Raw genomic sequence first — 5,807 nt, 5'->3', positions numbered from 1 at the left:
GTGGTTTAAAGTTCAGGCTCATAATCAAATGCCCCCGAATCATAAAGTGATTGCCAATTGTTATCATCTACGTCTGTGATTTTAAAATCTTCACCATTTGCATAATCAATACAAAAGCACATAGCTTCAGCACGAGATCTAAACATTAAAGGCTGCTCAACTTTGTTAAAGCCCAACGCGTACTCATCAATTGATTGCATATATTGAAGATAAAAATTCATAGCGCACCAACAACAAACACACATAGCAAAGCAGCAGTTATTAAAAACTGATTAAGTGATTCGTGTTCTTTGAATGTATTTGTAAATATCATTTCAGAATCCTTAAATGCTTATTTGAAATTTGATTGCTATAGTTAAAAGCGTCAAAAAAGTGTTTTTTTATTTATTTAATTCGAGTTAATTCAGGTTTGTCATGTATTCGTTGAATTGAAATAACGTGTAACGAATACATATCAACAAACATCCGACCAATTCTGGCGTTAGTTTTATCTTTTACCCTTGCAGAGGTTGGCAAAGTATAAATAGGTAACTGACCGTTGATCAGCTGCTCCTTTACAGATCTAGGAGTTTGCCCTGTTAGCTCTGCAAACTTATCAACCGACAGAAAGGGAGTGACAGGCGAACTAAAGTTGTCTGTTAATCTGGATATTTGATTTTTCATGCGTTAATCTCCCATAAGGTTTGCGCTAGTGATTACGAGTCGATATGCGCAAGTGACTTATAGGCATCCTAATTGATTATTAGGCATTTGCAAGTGCCTTTTAAGCTATTTGTTGCATTTTTTATTTTGGAGTTTATCCATTGAACGATGTAAACGGAGTACTCATGCGGCTTTCAGAGCTGTATGGCGTTTCTCAAATGAAAGAACTTTCTTTACTTTTGGGACACAATCAAAGTTGGGCAGCAGCTACAAAAAAACGAGGTGGCATTCCATATGATGCTTGTGCAAAAGCAGCAAAAGAATTTAATGTTTCATTAGATTTCTTGGTTTACGGTGAGGAAAAAACAACTTTACCAGTTGATCATTTAGAAATTCCTTTCTATGAAGTTTCGGCAGCAGCTGGTTCTGGTGACTTAGTTCTATCAGAAGAAATGAATTCATTAGTAAGTTTTGATGCCAGTTTTTTACGTAACGAATTACATGTAGACCCTAAACAAACATTTTTAATGTTAGTTAGAGGTGACAGCATGACACCAACACTAAACAACAATGCCGTTATGATGGTAAGTCGTGAAATTGATGGTTTTGGTGATGGTATTTATGTCATTAGAATGGATGGCAGTTTAATTGTTAAAAGGCTTCAAGTTATCCCTAATGGTGTCATAAAAGTTAAATCAGATAATAAAGATTACGATACTTATGAGATCAACAAAAAAGATTTTGAATCAGGCGATTACGAGTTAATTGGTCGTGTTGTTTGGTCTGGTCAAAGGATGTAAATCATCAAATATACACCTAGTAAATATTACCGAGAGGTTTAAATATGAGTATTAAAAAACAAACTAACGGTAAGTATTTACTAGAAATGTATCCGAATGGCCGTACTGGTAAACGTATTCGTAAAACCTTTACGACCAAAAGTGAAGCCGCTCGTTTTGAAACTTATACCTTAGAGCAATATAACAATACGCCTTGGAATCCAAAACAAGATAAAACCCGATTATCAGAACTAATCAATATGTGGTTCGAGTTACATGGTCAAAGCTTAACAGGTGGCGAAAGTTCACGTAAAAAATTACAAGCTGTAGCCGAAGCATGTGGCGACCCTTTAGCAAAAAACTTTAATCGTGCAATTTTCACAGATTACCGAAAAGCCAGATTAGAAAAAGTAAAAGCTAAAACCATTAATAACGAGCATACCTATTTAAATGCCATGTTTAATGAGTTGGTACGTATGGAGCAATGGCCAGAGAACCCAATAAAAGGTTTAAGGCAATTAAAATATATTCGCCCTGATATGGGGTTTTTAACACCAGACGAAATCCCCGTTTTACTAGAAGAACTAGGTAAAAGTCGAAATCCAGATGCACTATTAGTATCTAAAATCTGTTTATCTACTGGTTGTCGTTGGGGTGAAGCCGAAAGTTTAAAAGCAGAGCAAGTTACCCCACACAGATTACGCTTTGTCAGAACTAAAGGTAACAAAGTTCGTACAGTGCCAATATCAAAAGAACTATATAATGAAATACCAAAAGGCAAAGGTAGTTTATTTTCTAGTTCTTGGGGTGCATTTAGAAAAGCTATTGTAAGAGCTGAAATTGAATTACCAGACGGGCAAATGAGCCATGTTTTACGCCATACTTTTGCAAGTCACTTTATGCAAAAAGGCGGTAATATCCTAGTTCTTCAACAAATACTAGGACATTCAAGTATTACCGACACTATGAAATATAGCCACTTTGCACCAACTCATTTGGAAGATGCGGTTAGGTTGAATCCATTAAATGCTATTAAAAATCAACCTAAAATACCAACTTACTAACAGGTGAATAATTGTGACCAATGTGAAAGGGAGTGATCAAGTTATATCATTCATTGCCTTAATTATTTCCTCATCCACTAACTTAATATAATCTTTCAATTTTGCAGCATTTAAGATCACATCATCAAAAGTGATATCTGTAGCATTATCATTATGATGAACAATACTGTTTCGTTTATTTACTATTGTTTCTACTAAATCACTTAAATCCGAATAATTTGAATTTTTATTAAGATCAATTCCAAGACGAATAAAAAAAGGTGCTGTAGTATATGGGTTTGCTGAAACATTTTTATCTATATCATTGGCTGATATTGATACATTTAGTTTTAAACAATCTTTCTCATTATCAACTTTAAACTTTTCTTTCTGTATCGACCATTTTAATAAATTACTGGGAATTTTATATTCGTTAATCTTACATGAAATTTCTGATATATAATGTTTAGACACGCTTTTTATATACGCTTCGAGATATGCACACATTAAGACCATGTATGATTTTGAAAAGAAATTAACATTTTCTGTAAAAAAATCATCACAACCATCGTCAAGACTTTTTATTTTAGTTTCTTTAGCAAGTTCAATTAAATCGTCTAATAACTGGTTGTTTATTTGGTATTGTTCAGTACAAGCCATCTAAATATTATCCATAAGTCCAGCCCATACTCTATCCCTTACATTAATCTTACTTTTATTTAATGTTCCTCCAGATAGTGTTTTCTTAATATCAGGCATACCACAATAATCTTTAAAGGCATTTTTAATTTTAATTTTATTATCAGTTAGAAATTTAGAATCACGATCTGAAAAATCTTTCATTAAAAGGTCAAAATAAACTAAACTCTCTTTCGGTCTACTTTTAGTTGTATCAATAAAAGTATCTTCATCGAATACACTAAAACACTTATCTAAAGATGTTTTAAATAACCTCTTCATCTTTCTAATTTTGTTCTCAGAATCATGTTGGTGCTCATGCATATAAGAATCGAGGAATTCTTTCAAACTTTCATCATATTGCTCACTATTCTCATAGAAAGCGAAAAATCTAAGCACTTGTTGCTGTGGTTCAAGTGAATCTTTAACCTGACTTCCTCTTTTCCCTCTACCAAAGTTTTCTATTCGAGAATCGCTACCTAATTCATGAATTAAATCATTAAACTTACCTGCGTATAACGCATGTCGTATTTCTTGATGTGACAATATTACAGAACCCTCATTAAGACGAGCAAAAATATCTTGAACAAGGTGACTAGGATTATCATTCCTTAATACAATACAACGTATAGTATAATTTTCTAAATCGCTACGGTATCCCTCTAACTCACTAAATTTCTTACCATTTAACTCGGTAAATACGGTTAATCCCTCTAAACTAAATTCATCATTCAGAAAGTTTTTTACTGTCGTTATCCTTTGAACTCCATCAATTACCAAATGATTCTTATTACTATCTTCTGAAAAATAACATGCCGGTAATGGAATTCTCATTAAACATGATTCAATGAAGCGTGATGCACGTACATTTCCATCCTTATCCCATTTATATTTTCTTTGAAAATCAGGGTCTAGGATTAATTTTTTCTTATCCACTCTAGATATTAGAGTTTCAAAAGGGTAATCGATTGGATATAAATTCAACACTTGATTTGACGACATACTATTCCCAGAACGATAAATATAAAATGATTAATAATAAAAAAGCATATCATTTTGAATATTTAATAACAAAGAAAAGGAATAATTAAAACATATAATTCAATTATCTACATTGATTTAAGTTAAATAAGTAACATTTACTAATGGGTTCTATTATTTAGTAAAATTAGCCCTCTGTAATACAAAGTAAATAGGTAAAAAAAATAAACTTCACCCTATTTATCAATAACTAAAGCTATGCAGTCTATTCGAAAATTTAAGTCTGTTTAAAATAAAATGTTTACTTTATACATTTAGGGAATGTATATAGAAATTCGGTCAGGTTTAATTCAGAAACTAATAAAATTTTTTAATATTAATTATCTTTACATAATTAAATGGTAAGTAACTTATTAAAAAATACGAAGATAAAGTAGAGTTTCTTTCTGTAAGTTTACCTTTAAATAAATTATATTGGTTAATGTTTCTTTAATGAGGTTCTAATATGGATGAAAAAATTAAATCTGTTTTAATCGGTATAGCTGTTGGTTGGATACTGAGTCAACTTACCGATGTGATAAAAAATAAGATGGATAAAAGAAAAAAATAAAAGCTATTTATATTGAATTATCTGATCTTTCAGCTTGGCTTGAAAGAACAATAGTAACAACAAAACTTGCATTACAGCTAACTTTACTAGATAAAAGCATTACTTCTATACCATCTAAATTACATACATTTTTGTTCGATGAATATTTTCATGAAATTTGTATAGACTTACATAGGGAGGCTAGACTTGGTATTACTGATTTTTATGCAAATATTAATTATTTAAACAAGTCAGTAGAGAAATATGATGAATTACTTGATGACTTCACAGGCATTTCAAAAGTCGAACTATTAGATAAATCAGAGGACATATATGTCAACGCAGTCCGTACTCTATATATAATAAATATTTTATTAAATAATAAAAAAGAAAATTTTAGTTTGTTAAAAGGTAAACCTATACAGTTAGAACAAAAAATAATAAAAGAACTAGAATTTTTTAAAAAAGAAGCTTTAGCGTCTACTCCAGAGTCTATAGTAAATAATTATCACCGAGAATAATTTAGTGAAATAAATCTAAGTTTTTTAAGGAATGATACTTGCTGTTCACTAATATATTTCTTGTATATTTAGACCTATGACAGGGTTCGATATCACTAACCCCCCAATTACCCCCAAAATAAAAAATGGCGACAAACTGGCGACGCCGGTGCGTGAAAGTACGTTTTAGTACGTTCTAGAAAGTAACTAAGTAATTGATAAGTTTGGTAAGTAGTTGTTTTACAATACCTATACTTGGGTTCAAATCCCCCCAGCTCCACCACTTTACACCACTGTAACACCATTGAAACCCCTGATTAATCAGGGGTTTTTAATTTCTAGGGTTTTTAATGGTGTTTCAATAGTGCTATAAATATAGCACCAGATAGCACATCTATAGCACGAGCTTAAGTGCTCTAACCATGAATTTACACCTTGTTAAAAACAGTCTTGTAATGAAATTGTTTTTCAATTGGAAGGTTCCGTACCTGCATCTATTCGAAAGCACGATGAAAACTTAAATTTGCTGGCATTTGTTTGATGTGTAAGTTTACCGCACAAAATAACTAAGCCTGCTCGGTTTGGCCGAGCAAAA

General features: G+C 31.8%; 7 protein-coding genes. 3 read left to right on the top strand and 4 right to left on the bottom strand.

Features of this window, described 5'->3' with window-relative positions:
- Positions 1-5 precede the first annotated feature (5 nt).
- On the bottom strand, positions 6-221 hold the full coding sequence (locus CJF42_RS24605) for a hypothetical protein (protein WP_095369164.1): 216 nt from the start codon (positions 219-221) through the stop codon (positions 6-8).
- A 163-nt stretch (positions 222-384) separates the two neighbouring features.
- Positions 385-663, bottom strand: a complete 279-nt coding sequence (locus tag CJF42_RS24600; RefSeq protein WP_095369163.1) for a hypothetical protein — start codon at positions 661-663, stop codon at positions 385-387.
- Between the two features lie 164 nt (positions 664-827).
- On the opposite strand from CJF42_RS24600, the gene CJF42_RS24595 reads away from it, so the two are divergent.
- The gene (locus CJF42_RS24595) at positions 828-1,442 is read left to right on the top strand and encodes a LexA family transcriptional regulator (protein WP_141235662.1); all 615 of its coding nucleotides are present in this window, start codon (positions 828-830) and stop codon (positions 1,440-1,442) included.
- Positions 1,443-1,486: 44 nt separating this feature from the next.
- The gene (locus CJF42_RS24590) at positions 1,487-2,485 is read left to right on the top strand and encodes a phage integrase (protein WP_095369161.1); all 999 of its coding nucleotides are present in this window, start codon (positions 1,487-1,489) and stop codon (positions 2,483-2,485) included.
- A 36-nt stretch (positions 2,486-2,521) separates the two neighbouring features.
- On the opposite strand, the gene CJF42_RS24585 is transcribed toward CJF42_RS24590, so the two are convergent.
- A complete protein-coding gene (locus tag CJF42_RS24585; RefSeq protein ID WP_095369160.1) occupies positions 2,522-3,124 on the bottom strand; it encodes a HEPN domain-containing protein in 603 nt (200 codons plus the stop codon).
- Complete coding sequence (locus tag CJF42_RS24580) at positions 3,125-4,144, bottom strand: DUF262 domain-containing protein (protein ID WP_095369159.1); 1,020 nt, start codon at positions 4,142-4,144, stop codon at positions 3,125-3,127.
- 720 nt (positions 4,145-4,864) lie between these two features.
- Here CJF42_RS24580 and CJF42_RS24575 point away from each other — a divergent pair.
- Positions 4,865-5,233, top strand: coding sequence for a hypothetical protein (locus CJF42_RS24575; protein ID WP_095369158.1), 369 nt, complete (start codon positions 4,865-4,867; stop codon positions 5,231-5,233).
- Positions 5,234-5,807 lie beyond the last annotated feature (574 nt).

This window comes from Pseudoalteromonas sp. NBT06-2, from assembly GCF_002276045.1.
Classification (GTDB): domain Bacteria; phylum Pseudomonadota; class Gammaproteobacteria; order Enterobacterales; family Alteromonadaceae; genus Pseudoalteromonas.
The sequence above is the reverse complement of the archived record's forward strand: the minus strand, read 5'-3'. Positions and strand labels throughout refer to the sequence as shown.